Source organism: Escherichia sp. MOD1-EC5495, from assembly GCF_002965965.1.
GTDB lineage: Bacteria > Pseudomonadota > Gammaproteobacteria > Enterobacterales > Enterobacteriaceae > Escherichia > Escherichia ruysiae.
Map to the genome: position 1 here is coordinate 36191 of NZ_PTRI01000014.1, position 21052 is coordinate 57242.

Annotated in this window: 22 protein-coding genes; 11 read left to right on the plus strand and 11 right to left on the minus strand. The window is 51.1% G+C overall.

Annotated elements, in window-relative coordinates; translation table 11 throughout:
• Positions 1–136: 136 nt before the first annotated feature.
• Positions 137–1528 (minus strand): nitrate transporter NarK, encoded by a 1392-nt coding sequence (narK, locus tag BEG40_RS12870; protein WP_000019814.1) that lies wholly within the window; start codon positions 1526–1528, stop codon positions 137–139.
• 338 nt (positions 1529–1866) lie between these two features.
• Here narK and narX point away from each other — a divergent pair, with 338 nt between their 5' ends.
• Positions 1867–3663 carry a nitrate/nitrite two-component system sensor histidine kinase NarX gene (gene narX / locus BEG40_RS12880; protein ID WP_000918093.1) on the plus strand — a complete coding sequence of 599 codons (1797 nt, stop codon included), beginning with the start codon at positions 1867–1869 and terminating at the stop codon, positions 3661–3663.
• A complete protein-coding gene (gene narL / locus BEG40_RS12885; RefSeq protein WP_000070495.1) occupies positions 3656–4306 on the plus strand; it encodes a two-component system response regulator NarL in 651 nt (216 codons plus the stop codon). Before narX ends, narL begins: the two co-directional genes overlap by 8 nt.
• Here narL and BEG40_RS12890 read toward each other — a convergent pair whose 3' ends face one another.
• Complete coding sequence (locus BEG40_RS12890) at positions 4307–5701, minus strand: YchO/YchP family invasin (RefSeq protein WP_105285514.1); 1395 nt, start codon at positions 5699–5701, stop codon at positions 4307–4309. It lies immediately after the preceding gene.
• Positions 5702–5884: 183 nt separating this feature from the next.
• On the opposite strand from BEG40_RS12890, the gene ychN reads away from it, so the two are divergent.
• Positions 5885–6238, plus strand: coding sequence for a DsrE/F sulfur relay family protein YchN (gene ychN, locus BEG40_RS12895; protein WP_001169665.1), 354 nt, complete (start codon positions 5885–5887; stop codon positions 6236–6238).
• A 55-nt stretch (positions 6239–6293) separates the two neighbouring features.
• Here ychN and chaC read toward each other — a convergent pair whose 3' ends face one another.
• Entirely contained in the window at positions 6294–6989 is a 696-nt protein-coding gene (chaC, locus tag BEG40_RS12900) for a glutathione-specific gamma-glutamylcyclotransferase (RefSeq protein ID WP_105285515.1), read from the minus strand.
• Between the two features lie 157 nt (positions 6990–7146).
• Positions 7147–7377, minus strand: a complete 231-nt coding sequence (chaB, locus tag BEG40_RS12905) for a putative cation transport regulator ChaB (protein ID WP_001146436.1) — start codon at positions 7375–7377, stop codon at positions 7147–7149.
• Between the two features lie 268 nt (positions 7378–7645).
• Here chaB and chaA point away from each other — a divergent pair, with 268 nt between their 5' ends.
• The 3 genes from chaA (at position 7646) to BEG40_RS12925 (ending at position 9795) form a co-directional block, all read left to right on the plus strand.
• Positions 7646–8746, plus strand: coding sequence for a sodium-potassium/proton antiporter ChaA (gene chaA, locus BEG40_RS12910; protein WP_105285516.1), 1101 nt, complete (start codon positions 7646–7648; stop codon positions 8744–8746).
• A 405-nt stretch (positions 8747–9151) separates the two neighbouring features.
• Positions 9152–9259 (plus strand): type I toxin-antitoxin system toxin Ldr family protein, encoded by a 108-nt coding sequence (locus tag BEG40_RS12915; RefSeq protein WP_105285545.1) that lies wholly within the window; start codon positions 9152–9154, stop codon positions 9257–9259.
• A 428-nt stretch (positions 9260–9687) separates the two neighbouring features.
• Positions 9688–9795, plus strand: a complete 108-nt coding sequence (locus BEG40_RS12925) for a type I toxin-antitoxin system toxin Ldr family protein (protein ID WP_105285545.1) — start codon at positions 9688–9690, stop codon at positions 9793–9795.
• 146 nt (positions 9796–9941) lie between these two features.
• Here BEG40_RS12925 and kdsA read toward each other — a convergent pair whose 3' ends face one another.
• From kdsA to hemA, 6 genes are read right to left on the minus strand one after another with little or no spacing between them, the layout of a single operon-like run.
• A complete protein-coding gene (gene kdsA / locus BEG40_RS12930; RefSeq protein ID WP_000811058.1) occupies positions 9942–10796 on the minus strand; it encodes a 3-deoxy-8-phosphooctulonate synthase in 855 nt (284 codons plus the stop codon).
• Between the two features lie 35 nt (positions 10797–10831).
• Positions 10832–11641 carry an invasion regulator SirB1 gene (sirB1, locus tag BEG40_RS12935; RefSeq protein WP_001257033.1) on the minus strand — a complete coding sequence of 270 codons (810 nt, stop codon included), beginning with the start codon at positions 11639–11641 and terminating at the stop codon, positions 10832–10834.
• A gap of 3 nt (positions 11642–11644) precedes the next feature.
• Positions 11645–12037, minus strand: coding sequence for an invasion regulator SirB2 (sirB2, locus tag BEG40_RS12940; protein WP_105285519.1), 393 nt, complete (start codon positions 12035–12037; stop codon positions 11645–11647).
• Positions 12034–12867 (minus strand): peptide chain release factor N(5)-glutamine methyltransferase, encoded by an 834-nt coding sequence (gene prmC / locus BEG40_RS12945; protein ID WP_000456437.1) that lies wholly within the window; start codon positions 12865–12867, stop codon positions 12034–12036. Before prmC ends, sirB2 begins: the two co-directional genes overlap by 4 nt.
• Positions 12867–13949, minus strand: coding sequence for a peptide chain release factor 1 (gene prfA / locus BEG40_RS12950; RefSeq protein ID WP_000804729.1), 1083 nt, complete (start codon positions 13947–13949; stop codon positions 12867–12869). The genes prmC and prfA overlap by 1 nt, the downstream gene beginning before the upstream one ends.
• A gap of 40 nt (positions 13950–13989) precedes the next feature.
• The gene (hemA, locus tag BEG40_RS12955; protein WP_021550889.1) at positions 13990–15246 is read right to left on the minus strand and encodes a glutamyl-tRNA reductase; all 1257 of its coding nucleotides are present in this window, start codon (positions 15244–15246) and stop codon (positions 13990–13992) included.
• Between the two features lie 213 nt (positions 15247–15459).
• Here hemA and lolB point away from each other — a divergent pair, with 213 nt between their 5' ends.
• The 4 genes from lolB (at position 15460) to dauA (ending at position 19836) form a co-directional block, all read left to right on the plus strand.
• Positions 15460–16083: a lipoprotein insertase outer membrane protein LolB gene (gene lolB, locus BEG40_RS12960; protein WP_001130692.1), complete on the plus strand. Its 624-nt coding sequence runs from the start codon at positions 15460–15462 to the stop codon at positions 16081–16083.
• Positions 16083–16934 carry a 4-(cytidine 5'-diphospho)-2-C-methyl-D-erythritol kinase gene (gene ispE / locus BEG40_RS12965; RefSeq protein WP_001260349.1) on the plus strand — a complete coding sequence of 284 codons (852 nt, stop codon included), beginning with the start codon at positions 16083–16085 and terminating at the stop codon, positions 16932–16934. Before lolB ends, ispE begins: the two co-directional genes overlap by 1 nt.
• A gap of 150 nt (positions 16935–17084) precedes the next feature.
• Positions 17085–18032: a ribose-phosphate diphosphokinase gene (gene prs / locus BEG40_RS12975; RefSeq protein ID WP_001298109.1), complete on the plus strand. Its 948-nt coding sequence runs from the start codon at positions 17085–17087 to the stop codon at positions 18030–18032.
• A 124-nt stretch (positions 18033–18156) separates the two neighbouring features.
• Positions 18157–19836 (plus strand): C4-dicarboxylic acid transporter DauA, encoded by a 1680-nt coding sequence (gene dauA / locus BEG40_RS12985; protein WP_001033163.1) that lies wholly within the window; start codon positions 18157–18159, stop codon positions 19834–19836.
• Between the two features lie 59 nt (positions 19837–19895).
• Here the strand turns inward: dauA and ychH are convergent, their stop codons facing one another.
• Positions 19896–20174: a stress-induced protein YchH gene (gene ychH, locus BEG40_RS12990; RefSeq protein ID WP_000823884.1), complete on the minus strand. Its 279-nt coding sequence runs from the start codon at positions 20172–20174 to the stop codon at positions 19896–19898.
• Positions 20175–20450: 276 nt separating this feature from the next.
• Here ychH and pth point away from each other — a divergent pair, with 276 nt between their 5' ends.
• A complete protein-coding gene (pth, locus tag BEG40_RS12995; RefSeq protein ID WP_000152950.1) occupies positions 20451–21035 on the plus strand; it encodes an aminoacyl-tRNA hydrolase in 585 nt (194 codons plus the stop codon).
• Positions 21036–21052: the final 17 nt, after the last annotated feature.

Below are 21052 nucleotides of genomic sequence, written 5' to 3' on the forward strand. Positions count from 1 at the left end.
TCCCCCATGGATGACATATTAATGGCGCTTAATTGACGCCGTTGAAATAATTATCCTCTTAAAGTATGTTGTAACTAAATGAGAAATAAAAAAAGCGCGACATTACGCCGCGCAAAGGATAATCAAATATTACGATTTATTTTTTAGAATGCCGACCGTATACCGCCCAGGTAATTACCACGCAGGCGATATAGAAAATCAAAAATACTTTCATTGCACCGACTGGCGACCCTGTTAATGCCAGTGAGCTACCGAACGCTTTCGGGATAAAGAAGCCACCAATAGCGCCAATCGCGGAGATGAAGCCCAGCGCCGCCGCAGTGTCGGTTGCTGCTTCACGCATGGCACGTTCGTCAGAACCGCCTTCTGCTTTCACGCGATCCATCGTCAGTTTACGGAAGATCACGGAAATCATCTGGAAGGTGGAACCACTACCCAGCCCCGCCGTCAGGAACAGCGCCAGGAAGACTACAAAGAACGCCATGAAGTTTCCGCCTTGCCCGTCAGTCGGTAAGGTGAGGAACAGCAGACCACTGAAAATCGCCATCAGCACGAAGTTCACCAGCGTTACACGAGTACCGCCGAGACGGTCAGATAATGCTCCCCCCGCAGAACGCGCCAGTGCGCCAATAAACGGTCCGAAGAAGGCGTAGTGCAGGATCTGTACATCCGGAAACTGCGTTTTAGACAGCATGGCAAAACCCGCAGAGAAGCCGATGAAGGAACCGAAGGTTGCCAGATACAGCAGGCTCATAATCCACAGATGACCCCGTTTGAGTACCGGCAACTGCTCCTTGATAGAGGCTTTCGAGGTAGCAAGGTCGTTCATGCCAAACCACGCTGCAATGGTGAAGATGGCGAGGAACGGCACCCATACCCAGGACGCGTTAGCCAGATACAATTCGGTGCCATCCGGCTGTGTTACGCCCTGGCTGCCAAATGCAGCAAAAATTGACAGTGATACCACCAGCGGAGCAACCAGCTGCATGACGCTAACGCCCATGTTGCCCAGACCACCGTTCAGCCCCAGCGCGCCACCCTGCTTCTGCTTCGGAAAAAAGAAGCTGATGTTTGCCATACTGGAGGCGAAGTTCGCGCCAGCAAAGCCGCACAGCAGAGAAATGATGATGAATACGCTGTATGGCGTAGTGGTATCCTGCACGGCAAAACCCAGCCAGACGCAAGGAATAATCAGAATACCGGTGCTGAACGCCGTCCAGCGACGACCGCCGAAGATTGGAACCATAAAGGAGTATGGCACACGCAATAATGCGCCAGAAACCGAAGGTAGTGCAGTCAAAAGAAACAGCTGATCGGTCGTAAAATTAAAGCCGACTTTCGGCAAATTCACCGCGACGGCACTGAATAACATCCATACACAAAACGCCAGTAGCAGACAGGGAACGGAAATCCACAGATTGCGGCTGGCTATACGCTGGCCGCGCTGTTGCCAGAACGCAGGATCTTCCGGTCGCCAATCAGTAATGACAGCTCCAGTAGCCCTTTCGGGGGCGGATGAGTGACTCATAGACACCTCTGATACTCGTTTCGATGTCTGCCACCTTAGTGTCTGTAGCCAAAGGTAATTTGATGTAAATCAAACGATAAGATAACTTTATCTATCATTGATATTTATCATTACCCATAGTGAGTACAGAGATTTCATAAAAATTATGAGATTTTTCACAGTACTGTAAAATCCCTACTCTTACTGATGTAAATCGACTAACCACACGGCAAATAAGGAGTAACTCTTTCCGGGTATGGGTATACTTCAGCCAATAGCCGAGAATAACGCCATTCCAGAATGTATCGTTACATTCATTAAGGTTATTGCTCATTCAAAGCCTGAAGGAAGAGGTTTACATGCTTAAACGTTGTCTCTCTCCGCTCACCCTGGTTAATCAGGTTGCGCTTATTGTTTTGCTTTCTACCGCTATTGGACTGGCGGGGATGGCGGTTTCTGGCTGGCTGGTACAAGGCGTTCAGGGCAGCGCCCATGCTATTAACAAAGCGGGATCGCTGCGTATGCAAACTTATCGGCTACTGGCGGCAGTGCCATTAAGCGAGAAAGACAAGCCCTTAATCAAGGAGATGGAACAAACGGCATTTAGCACCGAATTAACTCGAGCAGCAGAACGAGACGGGCAACTGGCGCAATTGCAGGGTTTGCAGGATTACTGGCGCCATGAGCTGATTCCTGCGCTACTACACGCACAAAGCCGCGAAACGGTGTCGGCTGACGTCAGCCAGTTTGTTGCCGGGCTTGATCAGTTGGTATCTGGTTTTGACCGCACCACGGAAATGCGTATTGAGACGGTTGTACTGGTCCATCGGGTGATGGCTGTGTTTATGGCACTTCTACTGGTATTTACCATCATATGGCTGCGGGCACGGCTGCTACAGCCGTGGCGGCAATTACTGGCGATGGCGAGTGCCGTCAGCCATCGCGATTTTACCCAGCGGGCGAATATCAGCGGGCGCAACGAAATGGCGATGCTCGGAACGGCACTGAACAATATGTCTGCGGAACTGGCGGAGAGTTATGCCGTACTTGAGCATCGGGTACAGGAGAAAACCGCCGGGCTGGAGCATAAAAATCAAATACTCTCGTTTTTGTGGCAGGCTAATCGTCGTTTGCATTCTCGCGCCCCGCTGTGTGAACGCCTGTCACCTGTACTCAACGGATTGCAAAATTTAACCCTGCTGCGTGATATCGAACTACGGGTATATGACACTGAAGATGAAGAGAATCATCAGGAGTTCACCTGCCAGCCGGATATGACCTGCGACGACAAAGGTTGCCAGCTCTGCCCGCGCGGGGTATTACCCGTCGGCGATCGCGGCACGACCCTGAAATGGCGACTGGCGGATTCTCATATGCAGTACGGCATTTTGCTGGCGACCCTGCCTCAGGGCCGCCACCTGAGCCATGATCAACAGCAACTGGTGGATACACTGGTTGAGCAATTAACCGCCACTCTGGCGCTGGATCGCCATCAGGAACGCCAGCAGCAGTTGATCGTGATGGAAGAGCGTGCCACCATTGCGCGCGAACTACATGATTCTATTGCCCAATCTCTCTCTTGTATGAAGATGCAGGTGAGTTGTTTACAGATGCAAGGCGACGCACTGCCAGAAAGCAGCCGCGAATTGTTAAGCCAAATCCGTAACGAACTGAATGCGTCGTGGGCGCAGTTGCGTGAGTTGCTCACCACATTCCGTTTGCAGCTCACCGAACCGGGATTACGCCCGGCACTGGAGGCGAGTTGTGAAGAGTACAGCGCCAAATTTGGCTTCCCGGTGAAGCTGGATTACCAGTTGCCACCGCGTCTGGTGCCCTCGCATCAGGCAATCCATCTATTGCAAATTGCCCGTGAGGCATTAAGTAACGCCCTCAAACATTCGCAAGCGAGCGAGGTCGTTGTAACGGTGGCGCAAAACGATAATCAGGTCAAACTGACCGTCCAGGATAACGGCTGCGGGGTGCCTGAAAATGCCATCCGCAGCAATCACTACGGCATGATAATTATGCGTGACCGAGCGCAAAGTCTGCGTGGCGACTGCCGCGTCCGCCGTCGTGAATCAGGTGGCACCGAAGTGGTGGTCACCTTTATTCCCGAAAAAACTTTCACAGACGTCCAAGGAGATACCCATGAGTAATCAGGAACCGGCTACTATCCTGCTGATCGACGATCACCCGATGCTGCGAACTGGCGTAAAACAGCTTATCAGCATGGCCCCCGATATCACTGTGGTTGGCGAAGCGAGCAATGGCGAGCAGGGTATTTTACTTGCGGAATCTCTCGATCCTGATCTGATTCTGCTTGATCTGAATATGCCCGGTATGAACGGTCTGGAAACGCTGGATAAACTGCGCGAAAAATCTTTATCCGGCCGCATTGTGGTATTCAGCGTCTCGAACCATGAAGAAGACGTCGTCACCGCGCTGAAACGCGGCGCAGATGGCTATCTGTTAAAAGATATGGAGCCGGAAGATCTGTTGAAAGCGTTACACCAGGCTGCTGCTGGCGAAATGGTACTAAGCGAGGCATTAACCCCTGTTCTGGCCGCCAGCCTGCGTGCTAACCGCGCCACGACTGAACGCGACGTCAACCAGTTAACTCCGCGCGAGCGCGATATTCTGAAACTGATTGCTCAGGGCTTACCGAATAAGATGATCGCCCGCCGCCTGGACATCACTGAAAGCACGGTCAAAGTGCACGTGAAGCACATGCTGAAAAAAATGAAGCTAAAATCTCGTGTGGAAGCCGCAGTATGGGTGCATCAGGAACGTATTTTCTGATTATGGTTCCCAGCGCAGTTCGTCCTTTGCCATTGCATCGAAAGGTTCGGCAAGCGTTAGCGTGATCTCATTGGAGGAGACACGCTGTCCCTGATTATCTTCCACCACCACCGACAAGCGCCATCGATTGGTCGCCTCTTCTCCACTTTGCCAGTCCGGCACGATCAGCGTCCAGCCATCCGCGCTGTTGGCTGTGGCTCCCGATGTCAGACTTAACATCTGCGTATCGCCCTGCCAGATCAATTGTCGAATACCGTAACGACTGTGGATTTGTAATTTCAGCGGCACCGTTTCACCAGGTTTAAGATCCCAGGGGGGCGTCGCCAGAAATACCGTTAAGGTTTTACGCTGATGATACTCAATGACCGGCAGATTATTCCGCTGCGGATTGTCATAGCGACTGCCGCGCAACGACTGACTCTCAGCAACTTCGCTAGCAGAAAGTTGTTTGTTTAGTGGCACCCCAAAGCGGTAGTTAATATTCAGCCCGAGATTATTTTGGCTTTCTCCACTTTCGCCTTGTTTATGCTGGGCGGTCATAGTGACGAGTGGTACAGGGGTGTAATTAAGCCCCAGACTCATGGCGACAGGATTATGATAACCCGTACCAGAATTAAACAGATCGACACGCTGACCAAAATATTGTTCGAGGCTGACACTGGTGTTGAGATGCTGGTAAAACGGCATTCGCATCCGGGCAGTCAAATCATAACCACGCGCCATACGCTGCTCGAGCGAGGCAGTCTGTTCATGCCATGAGGCAAAAGGCTGATAATAATTTGCCGACAGACGCAGATATTCTCCCCATGCTTCAGCGCCAACCCCTGCCCGCTGAAGATTTTCATCTAACAAGTTGTCATAAAACGTGTTGTATCCCATCAACCATGTGCCATGCCTCCAGCGTTGACCAACGCCAAGGTTACTTACCAGGCCATCGTCCTGCTGGGTGAGTCCAAGTTGGCTCCATGTGAGATAACGCTCGTTATCCTGCAACGGTACAAACCAGCTCCCCCGGCTGCCGGTGAAATGCCCTTCGTTATCCACTTTGACGTCAACACTGGCGTTCCCCCACGGCGAAAGCCACGATTCCACATGCTGATTAACCTGCTGACTGAGCGCATCACGAACTTTTCCCAGCGCAAAGGCTTTTGCCTGCTCACCTGTATCCTGACCGTTATCGGTCATACTGGTTTCACCAAAATCTTTCACGATTTCGGCGAAGTGTTTTTCACCGTCATGATTTTCCGGTGCCATTCCTAAGTCCGGCAGACCATCCTTATCGTTATCAAAAGGATTTGCCGATTGCTGCTCAACGGATGGCTGTGCGCTGGCTATACCGCCTGCCAGCAGCAAGAGTAAATAAAGTGGGGTAACACGAGAGACGATACGGCTCAAAACGTCAGTAATTTCCGGTAAAAATGAACACCCATTACTTTATAGAATAACGATTACTGGTAACTTTTCGCGTACTTTCTTATGCTTTATGGAAAATCCTAAAAATGTGGCAAATTGGTCAGACAGCGTAAAAGCAGTAAGATAGAAGTCGGAAATCTAATTATCTGAATACAGGAGTGAGTAATGCAAAAAATCGTGATCGTTGCCAATGGCGCGCCCTACGGGAGCGAATCCTTATTTAACAGCCTGCGGCTGGCCATTGCGCTACGGGAGCAGGAGAGCAACCTGGATCTACGTCTGTTCCTGATGTCTGATGCGGTAACTGCCGGATTACGCGGACAAAAACCGGGGGAAGGCTACAATATTCAGCAAATGCTCGAGATCCTCACTGCGCAAAATGTGCCTGTAAAATTGTGCAAAACCTGCACCGATGGTCGCGGTATCAGCCCACTTCCGCTGATTGATGGAGTTGAAATTGGCACACTGGTCGAGCTGGCGCAATGGACGCTGGTTGCCGATAAAGTGCTCACATTTTAATTACAGTATGGGGCGCTTAAGGTTACAGAAACGCCCCGCTGTGATGACTGTTTCATCAGGCAAAACCGGGCCGCAAGACACCATCCGGGAAATTCTCCGCCAGCAGTTTTTTCACCGACACCAGTAAATCATTCAGCCCGTCATCCTGCATCCCCAGTTTGTTGAGCTCTTGTTCCAGAGAAAATAAATACTGTGCATTGGTTCCAAGTGGACCACTCGCCGCAGCAATCAACGGAGCAATCACCTGAGCTCGGGTATCAGATTCATATTCAGGATGGCGCGGATCCATAATAAACACCAGCGCATTGACTGTGCGCCCGTCGTCAAGATCAAGCTGGCACCAGGTTGGCAGATAGCAGCCGGTAATCATCTCCCGTTTCCACAGCAGGGTCAGTTCCTGCTCCAGCGTCTCTTCCGGCAAGCGATACGCCACTCCCGTGGTGCGACCGCCCTCTTTCAGGGCAAGCATCCTTCCCGGCTGGTGTGCAGTCCCCCTTCCGGCTGTCAGGCGCAGACAGAACGCCCGATGCCAGCCAACCAGCGTACCGGTACAGGACTCGATAAACTCCAGCGCCGGATTCCACATCAACGATCCATAACCGAAGATCCACACCGCCCCCTCATCAGGACGACAAGCCAGCGTAGCTGCCAGCGAGGCTCCCCGCTGTTCTGCCGACCATAAGAGTGATTCTTCAATAGTGCCAAATGCCGTTTTACAATCGGCATTCATCAAGAAATCCCGAGTTATCACCTTATACCTCCGCCACTGCATACTTCCCTGCGACAACTTTTTGGTGTCTTCCGGACATTTTTACTGCTCATTTTGGAACCATTACCGGGACAATATGCAATCTGCAGACCACTTGCAAGGCGGCGCCGCACGAATAGCTTTAACTCATCACCGGGAGTTATAACTTTTTATGCCATTTATCATCACTCCCTTTGGCATATTCATGTTTCACTGCTGCCCAGGCCACTTTATGCGCTGTCTCCTCCCGACTGGCATCATCACGCCGATCTTCTTTATCTTTATATTGATCCCAGGCGCTGTTGAATGCCTCTTTATAGATATCCTGGGCATGGGACGGTAGAACGTGTTTTACATTTTCCGGCAGATCGCTTTTTGTTTTATACGGCACTGTTGACTCCTTTTTTAAAGGTGAACTTTAAGTGTGGTCAACAATATCCACGCTTGCCAGCATATAAGACTTTTCACATCAGACTCTTCTTAAGAGGTGCTAATACAAACGTTGTCTAAACACGTTGATTATTTTTATACCCCAAAGAGTAAAAAAGCGACAGCGGGGTAAAATTTCGTAAAATGTTACCGATATCCAGACACTTTCTGTTATTTTTTCTGCCTATTTATTACATTTTCGACAAATTCATCTGCAAAGGATAACCATAATGACAAATGCTCACGAGGCGGTAAAAACCCGCCACAAGGAGACCTCACTTATTTTCCCGGTTCTGGCGCTGGTAGTGCTGTTCCTTTGGGGAAACAGTCAAACACTACCAGTGGTCATAGGCATCAATCTTCTTGCGCTTATTGGTATTTTAAGCAGCGCCTTTAGTGTTGTGCGTCATGCGGACGTATTAGCCCATCGACTGGGGGAACCTTATGGTTCTCTTATTCTTAGCCTTTCCGTGGTTATTCTTGAAGTCAGCCTGATATCAGCCTTAATGGCGACCGGCGATGCGGCGCCGACGTTAATGCGAGATACGCTCTATTCAATCATTATGATTGTTACCGGTGGACTGGTTGGTTTTTCATTACTGTTGGGCGGGCGCAAATTTGCCACCCAATATATGAATCTGTTTGGTATTAAACAGTATTTAATCGCTCTGTTTCCATTGGCAATTATTGTGCTGGTATTCCCGATGGCTCTGCCTGCGGCGAATTTTTCAACCGGTCAGGCGTTGCTGGTGGCATTAATTTCCGCAGCAATGTACGGCGTATTTTTGCTAATTCAGACCAAAACGCATCAGAGTCTGTTTGTCTATGAACATGAAGATGACAGTGATGATGACGATCCGCACCATGGCAAACCCTCTGCCCATAGCAGCCTGTGGCATGCCGTCTGGTTGATTATCCATTTAATTGCAGTGATAGCGGTTACCAAAATGAACGCAAGTCCGCTGGAAACACTGCTCACCAGCATGAATGCCCCGGTGGCCTTTACCGGTTTCCTGGTGGCGCTATTGATTCTTTCGCCGGAAGGTTTAGGGGCGTTAAAAGCGGTATTAAACAACCAGGTCCAGCGCGCGATGAATCTGTTCTTTGGTTCGGTTTTAGCGACAATTTCGCTTACCGTACCTGTCGTCACGCTGATCGCCTTTATGACAGGCAATGAATTGCAGTTTGCGCTTGGTGCGCCAGAAATGGTGGTGATGGTAGCCTCTTTGGTGCTGTGCCATATCTCCTTCTCCACCGGACGTACTAACGTGCTCAACGGCGCTGCACATCTGGCACTCTTTGCCGCCTATTTGATGACAATATTTGCCTGACATTAATATCTCCCCTGGCGACGGAAGCTGGGGGAGATAATAAAAATACCTGCCCGGTTCCTTTCTTCAGTTATTCTGAACAATTCGTCAGACATCATTGCGAGCCTGTACCACAACATGCAAGAAAGCACTGCAACAGTTGATGAAAAGCTGGAATGAACTCTTCATTACGAACGTTTCAGTGGTGAAGTAAAGAAGACTTGAGACGTAGTATCCACACCAAGCCGGGATTATCCGGTGAGGCGCAATGTTGTGGGGGCTTTATCCCTGGCGGCATTGGTTGCTGGAAAGAGAAAACCCCCGCACGTTGAGAGGTAAAACCTGACAACAGAACGGGGGCTAATCTTGAACCATCAACAATTCAAGAATAGCCGCAAAATGTTGTCATTACAACAAGGCGGCTATATGACGCTCGCGCAGTTTGCCACGATTTTCTGGCACGACCTGGCAGCACCGATCCTGGCGGGAATTATTACCGCAGCGATTGTCGGCTGGTGGCGTAACCGGAAATAAGGTGAATACGGGCGTCAGGCTGCCGTGATGGCAATATGCGCCCGAAACCGGCCGCAGGGGTAACAGCCTGCGGCCTTTTTTGTCTTTATCTCTTTCAGAAGTAGACACCGTCAACCCAACCTGGAAGCATCAACCAGAGCATTCATGAAACAACTGCAACAGCTGATAAAAAGCCGGAATGCATACTGCATTACGAACATTCCTGGGGTGAAGTGAAGAACACTTGAGATATAGAATCCACACCAAGCCGGCGTTATCCGGTGAGGCGCAATGTTGTGGGGGCTTTATCCCTGGCGGCATTGGTTGCTGGAAAGAGAAAACCCCCGCACGTTGAGAGGTAAAACCTGACAACAGAACGGGGGCTAATCTTGAACCATCAACAATTCAAGAATAGCCGCAAAATGTTGTCATTACAACAAGGCGGCTATATGACGCTCGCGCAGTTTGCCACGATTTTCTGGCACGACCTGGCAGCACCGATCCTGGCGGGAATTATTACCGCAGCGATTGTCGGCTGGTGGCGTAACCGGAAATAAGGTGAATACGGGCGTCAGGCTGCCGTGATGGCAATATGCGCCCGAAACCGGCCGCAGGGGTAACAGCCTGCGGCCTTTTTTGTCTCCGTCAACCATGAAAAAAGCCTTACCGCAGAACGATAAGGCTTTTGTTTTCAAGCAAAAAATTACTTGCTGGTATCCAGTTCTTCGAAACCTTTCACCAGATCATCAATCGCTTTCATCTGCTTGAGGAACGGTTCCAGTTTAGCCAGCGGCAGCGCAGATGGGCCATCGCATTTTGCGTGTTCCGGGTCCGGATGCGCTTCAATAAACAGCCCCGCCAGACCTACCGCCATACCAGCACGTGCCAGCTCAGCCACCTGAGCACGACGACCACCGGAAGCGGCACCAAACGGATCGCGGCATTGCAGTGCGTGGGTCACGTCGAAAATCACCGGCGAGTTGCCAGAAACTTTCTTCATAATGCTGAAGCCCAGCATATCGACAACCAGGTTGTCATAGCCAAAGTTAGCGCCGCGATCGCAAAGAATCACTTTATCGTTGCCGCCTTCTTTGAATTTATCAACGATGTTACCCATCTGACCCGGGCTGACAAACTGCGGTTTCTTGACGTTAATTACCGCACCGGTTTTCGCCATGGCTTCCACCAGGTCAGTCTGACGAGCGAGAAATGCCGGTAACTGGATCACATCCACAACATCAGCAACTGGCTGTGCCTGGCTTGGTTCGTGAACGTCGGTGATAATTTTCACGCCAAAAGTTTGCTTCAATTCCTGGAAGATTTTCATCCCTTCTTCCAGGCCCGGTCCACGATAAGAGTGGATAGAGGAGCGGTTGGCTTTGTCAAAAGAGGCTTTGAACACGTAAGGGATACCCAGTTTCTGGGTCACGGTTACGTAGTGTTCGCAAATGCGCATCGCCAGATCGCGAGATTCCAGCACGTTCATACCGCCAAACAGCACGAACGGCAGGTCATTTGCTACGTTGATGTCGCCAATGCTAACCACTTTTTGTTTCATAGGATCGCCTTAATCTTAAGTAAAATGTCGATTAATTAATGCAGCACAATATGTTTATGCGCGATGTTATTAATTTGCGCACGGATCATTTCGCTGATCGGGTCTTCCGGACACTGTTCAACGAAATAACTTAAATCATTTAACGCAACGTGTTCGCAATCCAGTTGCGCGTAAATCAACCCACGATCGCGAATTTCATACGGATCTTCTGGGTTGAACTGTAATAAGGCCTCGCTGGTGCGTAATGCCAGTTCCATCTGATTTTCTTCCATCAGCGACGCTTTCAGCGTATCCAATAGTTTGCGGATAACCTCAATGTTATCGGCTTCATCCAGGTCTTCATAAAACAGTTCCGCTGACGGGCTGATATTTCCCTTTAACCATACATCCAGCATATGTTCGCTTAACGATTCACCGTTAAAAGGGTTAATCAACCAAATTTCGCCATCCGGACATTCAATGCGCAATATAAGCTGCGTCGGGAATATCACCGGCATCAGCGGCAAATCAAGACGATTAGCGACCCACACCAAAACGGCGCCTAATGATACCGCACTGCCCTGCCGATTTTTTAACACCTGATCCAACCATAATGCATCGGAAAGACGATAAACACCGCGTGAGGCTTTAAATCCCCATTCGCCGTAAAACAACGCGATCAATTTTTCCAGCTGCTCTTCTAAAGGCAGAAGCTGGCTAATTTCTTCCTTCGCCAGATTAACGAGACGCTCCAGTTCGTCGTATACATCTTGCGAGGGAAAATCGCGGCGGATTGCTTCGCAAGCCAGGATCATGCCTTCGCACAGCGGCGCTTTATTAAATTCGAAATCAGCTAACGATCTCATGACTTACCCCAGTAACGGTACTTTTGTGGTGGCGAGTTTAATGATGATGTACAGCACCACCAGCGCCAGCGGGAAGGCAATAATGCGCACCTGCTGACTGTGCACCCGACGATAATCGAGAGCAATAAAACCCAAAACGATATAAATGATAACTCCAAACAGCTTTTCAGTCAGCCATTGTGCCTGCCCGGAAAATGGCAGGATGTGCGCTTTAGCCATTAGCGCAACGCCGCTTAACAATAACACCGTGTCGATAACCGGCGGCGTAATGCGCGTCCAGCGAGCAAATGCCTGAGGATGCTCCTGATAACGTAGCCAGAAACGTAAGGTTAGTAGCCCAACAGAAAACGCGATGCTAATGAGATGAACGCTAAGCAGCGTAGTAAAACTTGTCATCGATAATAGCGACCAAGCGTCACGCGCTCGTTATCACCGTAGTCCCGGCAGGTTTCGACATTACGATAACCCGCCTGCATAAATGCCTGTCGAACCACTTCGCCCTGCTGCCAGCCATGCTCCAGAAGCAGAAATCCGCCAGATGTCAGTGCGTTACGAGACTTTTCGATGATGTGAACGATATCCGCCATACCGCTGTCTGCCGCAACCAACGCCGACAGCGGCTCAAAGCGGACATCGCCTTGTTGAAGATGGGGGTCCTGCTCGTCGATATATGGCGGATTGCTGACAATCATCGCAAACTGCTGCTCGCCAAGCGCACTAAACCAGTCGCTTTGCAGGATATGGATATTTTTAATCGCCAGATGCTGCGCATTACGCTTCGCAAGGGCAACAGCATCCGGCATTCGGTCAACGGCGGTTACCTCACAATCTGGACGCTCGCTGGCCAGCGCCAGCGCAATTGCCCCGGTGCCCGTACCGAGATCGAGAATACGACAAGACTGTTCAGGCAACCGAGCCAGAGCCTGTTCCACCAGACATTCGGTGTCAGGACGGGGAATTAAGGTCGCTGGCGAAACAAATAACGGCAACGACCAAAATTCACGCACACCGGTTAAATGAGCAATAGGTTCACCCGCACGACGACGCGCCAGCAGTACGTCGAGTTGCTCACACTGCGCATCAGTCAGCAGTGTTTCGCCAAAAGCGAGAATGAAGGTGCGTCCCTTGCCGGTAACATGCTCCAGCAAGATTTCAGCATCGCGACGCGGACTTTCGCTCGCCTGAAGTTGGGTTATTGCGTCACGCAACCAGTGTTGATATTCCATTATTCTTGCTCGGACAACGCCGCCAGTTGGTCAGCCTGATGTTCCTGGACGATCGGCTCAATCAGCATATCCAGCTTCCCTTCCATCACTTCATCCAGACGGTAGAGCGTCAGGTTGATACGGTGGTCGGTGACGCGCCCCTGCGGGAAATTGTAGGTACGGTTACGGTCGCTGCGATCGCCACTGCCCAGCAGGTTACGACGGGTAGACGCCTCCGCCTGCTGGCGTTTTGCCATTTCTGCTGCGTGGATGCGAGCACCAAGTACAGAAAGAGCTTTAGCTTTGTTTTTATGTTGTGAACGTTCGTCCTGACATTCAACAACAATACCGGTTGGTAAGTGGGTAATACGGATTGCCGAATCGGTGGTGTTAACGTGCTGCCCGCCTGCCCCTGAAGAGCGGAAAGTATCAATGCGCAAATCTGCCGGGTTGATATCCGGCAGTTCCGCGTCAGGCAGTTCTGGCATTACAGCAACGGTACAAGCAGAAGTATGAATACGCCCCTGAGATTCAGTGGCCGGAACACGCTGCACGCGATGACCGCCGGATTCAAATTTCAAACGACCATATACACCATCACCACTGATTTTGGCGATGATCTCTTTATAGCCACCATGCTCGCCCTCGCTGGCGCTCATGATTTCCACGCGCCAGCGACGGGCTTCTGCGTAACGGCTGTACATACGGAACAGATCGCCGGCAAATAATGCGGCTTCATCACCACCGGTTCCGGCACGCACTTCGAGGAAGGCGTTGCGTTCGTCATCAGGATCTTTTGGCAGCAAGAGAACCTGAAGTTGTTGTTCCAGTTGCTCGCTTTTTTCTTTAGCTTCGCGCAGTTCATCCTGCGCCATTTCACGCATTTCAGGATCGTCGAGCATCATCTGTGCGGTTTCGATATCTTCCTGAACCTGTTGCCAGTCGGTGAAACAGCGCGAAACATCACTTAACTGCGCATATTCACGAGATAATGCGCGAAAACGTTCCTGGTCAGCGATGGTTTGCGCATCACCCAGCAGCGCCTGAACTTCTTCATGGCGTTCATGCAGGGCTTCCAGTTTGGCAACGATAGAAGGCTTCATAGGCGTAAATGCACCCTGTAAAAAAGAAAATGATGTACTGCTACTCCAGCCCGAGGCTGTCGCGCAGAATATTCAGGCGTTCGTTATCCCCGTCACGGGCGGCCTGTTGAAGTGATTTCGTTGGCGCATGGATCAGGCGGTTAGTCAGTTTCCATGCCAGATCCTGCATAATGGCTTGCGCGTCTCCGCCCTGCTCAAGGGCTGCTAACGCTTTGGCGGTTAACTCATCGCGAACCTGCTCTGCCTGACTGCGATACTCGCGAATGGTTTCGCTGGCGCTTTGTGCGCGTAACCAGGACATAAACTCGCTGGTTTCCTGAGCGACGATAGTTTCCGCCTCAACTGCTGCAGCTTTACGCTGCGCCAGGTTATGCGAAATAATGCTTTGCAGATCGTCAACGCTATAAAGATAAGCATTCGCCAGTTTGCCGACTTCCGGCTCAACATCGCGCGGAACGGCAATATCCACCAACAGCATCGGTTGGTTGCGACGGCTTTTTAATGCGCGCTCCACCATACCTTTACCGATGATCGGTAACGGGCTTGCAGTGGAACTAATGATGATATCGGCTTCACGCAGACGTTCGTCGATATCGCTCAATGCAATCACTTCCGCACCGACTTCATCTGCCAGAATTTGGGCACGTTCACGAGTACGGTTGGCGATAATCATCTTCTGAACTTTGTGTTCGCGCAGGTGACGCGCCACCAGCTCGATGGTTTCACCCGCACCAACCAGCAAAACCGTTACCGTTGAGAGCGATTCAAAGATCTGCCGCGCCAGCGTACAAGCCGCAAAAGCGACAGATACGGCACTGGCGCCAATATCCGTTTCAGTGCGGACGCGTTTTGCTACAGAGAAAGATTTCTGGAACATGCGTTCCAGCTCGCTCGCCTTCATATGGCCTTTTTGCGAATCAGCAAATGCTTTTTTCACCTGACCGAGGATTTGCGGCTCACCAAGGACGAGTGAATCAAGCCCACTGGCAACACGCATCAGATGGCTGACCGCGTCGTTATCCAGATGCCAGTAGAGGCTATTACGCAGATCTTCTTCGTTGAGATTGTGGTAATCGCACAACCAGCGAATGAGCGCCTCTTGCAGGTTATCCTGCTCTTCAACGCTAAGATAAAGTTCCGTGCGGTTACACGTCGACAGCACCACGCCGCCCTGCACCATCGGCTGCGCGAGCAGGCTGTCAAGCGCCTGATCGAGCTTGTCCGGCGAAAACGATACACGTTCTCGTAGCGATACAGGTGCCGTTTTATGGTTAATACCGAGTGCTAAAAGGGTCATGTCTGCGGGAAATAATACCAACGTTGATATGGTTAGTCTGCTCGCATCATACAGGATGCGTGGGATCAATAAAAGAGAGCGCCCCCTTTTGGAGTAATTGCCAAAAGCCGTTAGATTCTGGCAATTAAGACAACTTGAACATAGACGATAGCGGACGGTAACGCTAGCATTAAGGGTTATAACTGCAACGTATCTCAAGGACTTGTCATCACTATGCCCCTGCCCGATTTTCGTCTTATCCGCCTGCTACCGCTGGCTGCCCTCGTGCTCACTGCCTGTTCCGTTACCACGCCAAAAGGCCCCGGCAAAAGCCCGGATTCCCCGCAGTGGCGTCAGCATCAGCAAGACGTTCGTAACCTCAATCAATATCAGACACGCGGTGCATTTGCGTATATTTCCGACCAGCAGAAAGTGTATGCCCGCTTCTTCTGGCAGCAAACTGGCCAGGATCGCTACCGTCTGCTGCTGACTAACCCATTGGGAAGCACCGAACTGGAGCTGAATGCTCAGCCGGGTAACGTGCAGCTCGTAGATAACAAAGGTCAACGTTACACCGCCGATGACGCCGAAGAGATGATTGGCAAATTGACAGGAATGCCGATTCCGCTCAACAGCTTGCGTCAGTGGATTTTAGGTTTGCCCGGTGATGCGACCGACTACAAACTGGACGATCAGTACCGCCTGAGCGAAATCACCTACAGCCAGAACGGCAAAAACTGGAAAGTCGTATACGGTGGTTATGACACCAAAACGCAACCTGCGATGCCAGCCAATATGGAACTCACCGACGGTGGTCAGCGCATCAAGTTAAAAATGGATAACTGGATAGTGAAATAATGCGGACACAGTGGCCCTCTCCGGCAAAACTTAATCTGTTCTTATACATTACCGGTCAGCGTGCGGATGGTTACCACACGCTGCAAACGCTGTTTCAGTTTCTTGATTACGGCGACACCATCAGCATTGAACTTCGTGACGATGGGGATATTCGCCTGTTAACACCCGTTGAAGGCGTGGAACACGAAGATAATCTGATCGTTCGCGCAGCACGGTTGTTGATGAAAACAGCAGCAAACAGCGGGCGTCTTCCGGCGGGAAGCGGTGCAGATATCAGCATTGACAAACAATTACCGATGGGCGGCGGCCTGGGCGGTGGTTCATCGAATGCCGCGACTGTTCTGGTGGCGCTGAATCATCTCTGGCAATGCGGCCTGAGCATCGATGAGCTAGCGGAAATGGGTCTGACGCTGGGCGCAGATGTTCCTGTATTTGTCCGTGGTCATGCCGCTTTTGCTGAGGGAGTGGGTGAAATATTAACGCCAGTGAATCCGCCAGAGAAATGGTATCTGGTGGCGCACCCTGGTGTAAGTATTCCGACACCGGTGATTTTTAAAGATCCCGAACTCCCACGCAATACGCCAAAAAGGTCAATTGATACGTTGCTAAAATGTGAATTCGGCAATGATTGCGAGGTTATCGCAAGAAAACGTTTTCGCGAGGTTGATGCGGTGCTTTCCTGGCTGTTAGAATACGCCCCGTCGCGCCTGACTGGGACAGGGGCCTGTGTCTTTGCTGAATTTGATACAGAGTCTGAAGCCCGCCAGGTGCTAGAGCAAGCCCCGGAATGGCTCAATGGCTTTGTGGCGAAAGGCGTCAACCTTTCCCCATTGCACAGAGCCATGCTTTAAGCCGGGCAAGCTGAGTTTCGGTGACAACGTCACCTTGTTCCAGACGTTGCATCGCGCTCTTTAATACACCGCCTGGAAAGAATATTGCCTGGCCCGCACAGTTTTCGGCAGATTCTTTCCACCAATGGACGCATGCCTGAGGTTCTTCTCGTGCCTGATATGAAGCTTTTTGCTGGTAACGCCACCCCGGAACTAGCACAACGTATTGCCAACCGCCTGTACACTTCACTCGGCGACGCCGCTGTAGGTCGCTTTAGCGACGGCGAAGTCAGCGTACAAATCAATGAAAATGTACGCGGTGGTGATATTTTCATCATCCAGTCCACTTGTGCCCCTACTAACGACAACCTGATGGAATTAGTCGTTATGGTTGATGCCCTGCGTCGTGCTTCCGCAGGTCGTATCACCGCTGTTATCCCCTACTTTGGCTATGCGCGCCAGGACCGTCGCGTCCGTTCCGCTCGTGTACCAATCACTGCGAAAGTGGTTGCAGACTTCCTCTCCAGCGTCGGTGTTGACCGTGTGCTGACGGTGGATCTGCACGCTGAACAGATTCAGGGTTTCTTCGACGTTCCGGTTGATAACGTATTTGGTAGCCCGATCCTGCTGGAAGACATGCTGCAGCTGAATCTGGATAACCCGATTGTGGTTTCCCCGGACATCGGCGGCGTTGTGCGTGCCCGCGCTATCGCTAAGCTGCTGAACGATACCGATATGGCAATCATCGATAAACGTCGTCCGCGTGCGAACGTTTCCCAGGTGATGCATATCATCGGTGACGTTGCAGGTCGTGACTGCGTACTGGTCGATGATATGATCGACACTGGCGGTACGCTGTGTAAAGCTGCTGAAGCTCTGAAAGAACGTGGTGCTAAACGTGTATTTGCGTACGCGACTCACCCGATCTTCTCTGGCAACGCGGCGAACAACCTGCGTAACTCTGTAATTGATGAAGTCGTTGTCTGCGATACCATTCCGCTGAGCGATGAAATCAAATCACTGCCGAACGTGCGTACTCTGACCCTGTCAGGTATGCTGGCCGAAGCGATTCGTCGTATCAGCAACGAAGAATCGATCTCTGCTATGTTCGAACATTAATCGAACCCGGCTCAAAGACCCGCTGCGGCGGGTTTTTTTGTCTGTAATATCCATTTGTATGACCTATGCCTCCTTCACCTGCCATTTAGTTGACAGATGATGCGCTCACGGATGAAACATTATTGTGAACAAAATATTCTTCTCACATGTGATGCCTTTCCGCGCTCTGATCGACGCTTGCTGGAAAGAAAAATACACTGCCGCACGGTTTACCCGTGACCTGATTGCCGGGATTACCGTCGGGATTATCGCTATTCCGCTGGCGATGGCGTTGGCAATTGGTAGTGGCGTAGCTCCGCAGTACGGTTTATATACCGCTGCTGTTGCAGGGATTGTCATTGCTCTGACGGGTGGGTCGCGTTTTAGCGTTTCCGGTCCGACTGCGGCATTTGTGGTAATTCTCTATCCTGTTTCGCAACAGTTTGGACTGGCAGGCCTGCTGGTTGCGACGTTGTTGTCGGGGATCTTTTTGATCCTGATGGGGCTGGCGCGCTTCGGTCGCCTGATTGAGTATATTCCGGTTTCCGTTACCTTAGGCTTCACTTCGGGTATCGGGATCACCATCGGTACGATGCAGATTAAAGATTTTCTCGGTCTGCAAATGGCACATGTCCCGGAACATTATCTGCAAAAAGTTGGCGCATTATTTATGGCGCTACCGACCATTAACGTGGGCGATGCCGCAATTGGTATTGTAACGCTTGGGATACTGATTTTCTGGCCGCGTCTGGGCATTCGTTTACCAGGTCATCTTCCGGCCTTGCTGGCTGGTTGTGCGGTGATGGGCATTGTTAACCTGCTCGGTGGACATGTTGCTACCATCGGCTCGCAATTCCACTACGTCCTCGCCGATGGTTCTCAGGGTAATGGTATTCCGCAACTGCTGCCGCAACTGGTACTGCCGTGGGATCTACCTAATTCAGAATTCACGCTGACCTGGGACTCCATACGCACACTGCTGCCTGCGGCATTCTCAATGGCAATGCTCGGCGCAATCGAATCTCTGCTCTGCGCTGTGGTACTGGATGGTATGACCGGGACTAAACACAAAGCGAACAGCGAGCTGGTCGGTCAGGGTCTGGGGAATATCATTGCCCCGTTCTTTGGTGGTATTACCGCTACAGCCGCGATCGCGCGTTCTGCCGCTAACGTCCGTGCCGGTGCAACCTCGCCCATCTCGGCGGTGATCCACTCGATTCTGGTTATTCTCGCCCTGCTGGTACTGGCACCGCTGCTCTCCTGGCTGCCGCTTTCCGCCATGGCTGCCCTGCTGTTAATGGTGGCATGGAACATGAGTGAAGCACACAAAGTGGTCGACTTGCTGCGCCATGCGCCGAAAGATGACATCATCGTCATGCTGCTTTGCATGTCGCTGACCGTGCTGTTTGATATGGTTATTGCCATCAGTGTGGGTATCGTACTGGCATCGCTGCTGTTTATGCGTCGCATCGCCCGTATGACTCGTCTGGCACCTGTGGCGGTAGATGTTCCTGACGATGTACTGGTTCTGAGAGTTATTGGTCCGCTGTTTTTCGCTGCGGCTGAAGGCTTATTCACCGATCTTGAATCGCGTCTGGAAGGCAAAAGAATTGTTATTCTGAAGTGGGATGCAGTTCCGGTGCTTGATGCCGGTGGCCTTGATGCGTTCCAGCGTTTTGTGAAGCGCCTGCCTGAAGGGTGTGAACTGCGGGTGTGTAACGTGGAATTCCAGCCACTGCGCACCATGGCTCGTTCTGGTATTCAACCGATCCCTGGACGCCTGGCGTTCTTCCCGAATCGCAGCGCAGCAATGGCTGATCTGTAAGAAAGGCATTAAATTGACCAGTCAGCGCAAACTGACTGGTCAGCAAACTACATTATGCGTTAGCTATGACGACGATTATCGTTACGGCGGCAACGTTTGTCATAGTGGCGAACCCACCAGTAACGGTCACACACCTGTTCATGCCCGCCAACACGGGCACCCGCCAGCCAGAGAATGGCACCGACGAAAATACTCAGCACTGCACCATGTGCGAAATACTGGGGCATATTAAACTGTGGTAACTGGTTGAGGATTGAATACCCCACGCCGACCACCATGACCACCAGACCCAACCCCATGAGCACGTTACCGAGTAACGAAGCGTTTTTGCGTTTCATATGTCACCTCCGGAACTTTCTGGGTTGTAACAGGGAATACCCCTCTTCCTTATGTGTAAAGTATAGACAACACCCTGTAGGTTATGTGCGGGCGTGATCACAATTACAACCCTTATTTCAACAAAACTTTACAAATAACCGCCTGAACACCCTGACTTTCTAATAGTTCGCAGAGGCAATTATTGTGTTGTCTGCGTATAAGGTGCTGTTTTTTGTCAAGCGAGGCCACAACCAGTAAACTACGCGCCAGTTATGCACTCACTCAGGACAAAAAACGTGACGATTAAATTGATTGTCGGCCTGGCGAATCCCGGCGCTGAATACGCCGCAACGCGACACAATGCTGGCGCCTGGTTCGTTGACTTACTGGCGGAGCGTTTGCGCGCCCCCCTGCGCGAAGAAGCTAAATTTTTTGGTTATACCTCGCGAGTTACCGTTGGAGGCGAAGATGTCCGCCTGTTAGTCCCGACCACATTTATGAATCTCAGCGGCAAAGCCGTCGCGGCGATGGCCAGTTTTTTCCGCATTAACCCGGACGAAATTCTGGTCGCCCACGACGAACTGGATCTGCCCCCTGGCGTCGCCAAATTTAAGTTGGGCGGCGGCCATGGTGGTCACAATGGACTGAAAGATATCATCAGTAAATTGGGTAATAACCCTAACTTTCACCGTTTACGCATTGGAATCGGTCATCCGGGCGATAAAAACAAAGTTGTCGGGTTTGTGTTAGGCAAACCTCCTGTTAGTGAACAGAAGTTAATTGATGAAGCCATCGACGAAGCGGCACGTTGTACTGAAATGTGGTTTACAGATGGCTTGACCAAAGCAACGAACCGATTGCACGCCTTTAAAGCGCAATAAGTCGTTGTCTGCGGCAT

Coding starts and splice junctions, on each gene's coding strand:
- ychN (WP_001169665.1), top strand. CDS start 5,885: ATGCAAAAAATCGTGATCGTTGCCAATGGCGCGCCCTACGGGAGCGAA.
- kdsA (WP_000811058.1), bottom strand. CDS start 10,796: ATGAAACAAAAAGTGGTTAGCATTGGCGACATCAACGTAGCAAATGAC.
- prfA (WP_000804729.1), bottom strand. CDS start 13,949: ATGAAGCCTTCTATCGTTGCCAAACTGGAAGCCCTGCATGAACGCCAT.
- sirB2 (WP_105285519.1), bottom strand. CDS start 12,037: ATGACAAGTTTTACTACGCTGCTTAGCGTTCATCTCATTAGCATCGCG.
- prmC (WP_000456437.1), bottom strand. CDS start 12,867: ATGGAATATCAACACTGGTTGCGTGACGCAATAACCCAACTTCAGGCG.
- ychH (WP_000823884.1), bottom strand. CDS start 20,174: ATGAAACGCAAAAACGCTTCGTTACTCGGTAACGTGCTCATGGGGTTG.
- hemA (WP_021550889.1), bottom strand. CDS start 15,246: ATGACCCTTTTAGCACTCGGTATTAACCATAAAACGGCACCTGTATCG.
- BEG40_RS12915 (WP_105285545.1), top strand. CDS start 9,152: ATGACGCTCGCGCAGTTTGCCACGATTTTCTGGCACGACCTGGCAGCA.
- narX (WP_000918093.1), top strand. CDS start 1,867: ATGCTTAAACGTTGTCTCTCTCCGCTCACCCTGGTTAATCAGGTTGCG.
- narK (WP_000019814.1), bottom strand. CDS start 1,528: ATGAGTCACTCATCCGCCCCCGAAAGGGCTACTGGAGCTGTCATTACT.
- chaA (WP_105285516.1), top strand. CDS start 7,646: ATGACAAATGCTCACGAGGCGGTAAAAACCCGCCACAAGGAGACCTCA.
- BEG40_RS12925 (WP_105285545.1), top strand. CDS start 9,688: ATGACGCTCGCGCAGTTTGCCACGATTTTCTGGCACGACCTGGCAGCA.
- narL (WP_000070495.1), top strand. CDS start 3,656: ATGAGTAATCAGGAACCGGCTACTATCCTGCTGATCGACGATCACCCG.
- ispE (WP_001260349.1), top strand. CDS start 16,083: ATGCGGACACAGTGGCCCTCTCCGGCAAAACTTAATCTGTTCTTATAC.
- sirB1 (WP_001257033.1), bottom strand. CDS start 11,641: ATGAGATCGTTAGCTGATTTCGAATTTAATAAAGCGCCGCTGTGCGAA.
- lolB (WP_001130692.1), top strand. CDS start 15,460: ATGCCCCTGCCCGATTTTCGTCTTATCCGCCTGCTACCGCTGGCTGCC.